The organism is Microbacterium sp. B24, assembly GCF_000333415.1.
In the GTDB taxonomy this organism is placed as follows: Bacteria; Actinomycetota; Actinomycetes; order Actinomycetales; family Microbacteriaceae; genus Microbacterium.
The window spans coordinates 1-2296 of the sequence record NZ_BADB01000202.1 but is presented as its reverse complement, the minus strand read 5'-3'; the positions used below and the strand labels follow the sequence as shown (position 1 = coordinate 2296).

Annotated in this window: 1 protein-coding gene and 2 pseudogenes; 1 reads left to right on the top strand and 2 read right to left on the bottom strand. The window is 72.7% G+C overall.

Features of this window, described 5'->3' with window-relative positions:
- Nucleotides 1–29: 29 nt before the first annotated feature.
- A pseudogene (locus I5I_RS17490) lies at nt 30–119 on the bottom strand (ABC transporter ATP-binding protein); the annotation flags it as partial.
- A gap of 94 nt (nt 120–213) precedes the next feature.
- On the opposite strand from I5I_RS17490, the pseudogene I5I_RS05255 reads away from it, so the two are divergent.
- A pseudogene (locus tag I5I_RS05255) lies at nt 214–1642 on the top strand (dihydrolipoyl dehydrogenase family protein).
- Between the two features lie 30 nt (nt 1643–1672).
- Here the strand turns inward: I5I_RS05255 and I5I_RS05250 are convergent.
- Nucleotides 1673–2296, bottom strand: a 624-nt coding sequence (locus tag I5I_RS05250; protein ID WP_036317350.1) for an NAD(P)H-binding protein, incomplete at its 5' end; no start/stop codon positions are given.

Here is a 2296-nt window from a genome sequence, read left to right as displayed (position 1 = left end):
AGCTCGGTCCCGGGGATCCTCTAGAGTCTCTTGTGCGCGGGCAGGACGAGGCTGAAGTCGTCCACAGCGGTGGTGCCGTCAGCGAAGCGCTTCGTGACGGAGCGGAACTCGATCGCCATACGTCCTCCGGGGTCGGATGATCCACCCAACCACATCCCTCCGACACCGTGACAGGGGCTGGAATCTGGCGTCACAGTCGGGTATGCGTGGGGGATGGAATCCGCAGAGTACGACCTCATCGTGATCGGTGCCGGGCCCGTGGGCGAGAACGTCGCCGACCGTGCCGTGCAGGGAGGGCTGACGGTGGCGATCGTCGAGTCCGAGCTCGTCGGGGGCGAATGCAGCTACTGGGCGTGCATGCCGTCGAAGGTGCTGCTGCGCGCCGGCGCCGCCCGCGCCGACGCCGCCGATGCCCCCGGCGCCCTGGCAGCCGCCCCGTCCGGGCCCGTCGACGTCGCGGCGGTGCTTCGCCGGCGCGACGAGATCGTGCACGACTGGAACGACTCCGGACAGGTCGAGTGGCTCGACGGTGCCGGCATCGCCCTCGTCCGTGGCCACGGGCGTCTGAGCGCCCCGCGGGAGGTCACGGTGCGCCAGGACGGGACGGATGCCGTCGTGCTGCGCGCCCGGCACGCCGTCGCCGTCTGCACCGGATCGGCGGCGTTGCTGCCGGACATCGCCGGGCTCGCCGATTGCGCACCGTGGACCTCGCGCGAAGCGACGGGCGCACATCGGGTGCCCGACTCTCTCGTCATTCTCGGCGGCGGAGTCGTGGCGTGCGAGATGGCGACCGCGTACGCCTCCTTCGGCTGCCACGTCACCGTGCTCGCCCGTTCCGGCCTTCTGGGGGGGATGGAGCCGTTCGCCGGCGAAGCGGTGGCGACAGCCCTGCGCGCGGCGGACGTCGAGGTGCGCACCGGCGCCGAGGTCCAGGCGGTATCGCGGGATGCCGCGACCGGCGCGGTCACGGTGACGCTGGCCGACGGCGAGATCACGGCATCCGAGATCCTCGTCGCGACGGGGCGCGTGCCTCGGACGGGGGACGTGGGCCTGGAGACGGCCGATCTGACGCCCGGCTCGTGGCTGGATGTCGACGACACGATGCGGGTTCGCGGCAGCGACTGGCTGTACGCCGTCGGCGACGTCAACCACCGGGCACTGCTGACCCATCAGGGCAAGTACCAGGCGCGGGCGGCCGGTGACGTCATCGCGGCCCGCGCCCGCGGCCGCCGCGTCGACGACCAGGAGTGGGGCACCCCCGTCGCGACGGCGGACCACGTCGCCGTCCCGCAGGTCGTGTTCACCTCGCCCGAGGTCGCCCCCGTCGGCCGGACGGCCGCGCAGGCCCAGAAGGAAAGGGCTCGCCGTCCGGGTCGTGGACTACGACCTCGCGAACATCGCGGGGGCGAGCACGCGCTCCGCCGATTATCGCGGGCACGCGCGGGCGGTCATCGACACCGATCGGGGCGTGCTGGTGGGAGCGACCCTCGTCGGTGCGGATACGGCAGAGCTTCTGCAGGCGGCGACGATCGCGATCGTCGGCGAGGTTCCGCTCGCGCGGCTGTGGCACGCCGTGCCGGCCTACCCCACCCTGAGTGAGGTGTGGCTGCGGTGGCTCGAGGCGATCGGGCGACCGGAGTGAGCGCCGTGCCGACCGCCTCGAGCCGTCGATTCAGCCCGCCAGCGCGGCGCGGAACGTGTCGACGACGGGAGTCGTCGGGCGGCCGATGAGGCGCGACAGCGTGCCGTCGGTGTCGGCGAGGACGCCACCGCGGATGCCGTCCTCGATGCTCGCCACGAACTCGGCGGTTCCGGCGTCGAGTCCCGATCCCTGCAGCGCGGCGACGAAGTCGTCGCGCGAAACCGGCACGTAGGCGACCTCTCGCCCGAGGGCCTCGGCGGCGGCGGCGGCGAGGTCGGCGTAGCCGAGGCTCGCATCGCCCGCGAGCTCGTAGACCTCACCGATGTGTCCGTCTTCCAGGAGCACCACCGCGGCGGCTTCGGCATAGTCGGCGCGGGCCGCGGGGGCGACCCGGCCGTCGGCGACCGAGGCTGCGATGACGCCGGACTCGGCGGCGCGCTGCACGTCGCCGACGTAGTTCTCGGTGTACCAGTCGTTGCGCAGGATCACGGTGGGCAGCCCGCTCGCGGACAGGGCGTGCTCCGTGGCCTTGTGCTCGGCACCCAGCGGCCAGTCGAAGCTCGTGGCCTTCGACACGCTCGTGTAGACGAACTTCGCAACGCCGGCGGCGACGGCTGCGTCGATGACGTTCTTGTGGCCCGCGTAGCGGCGGCC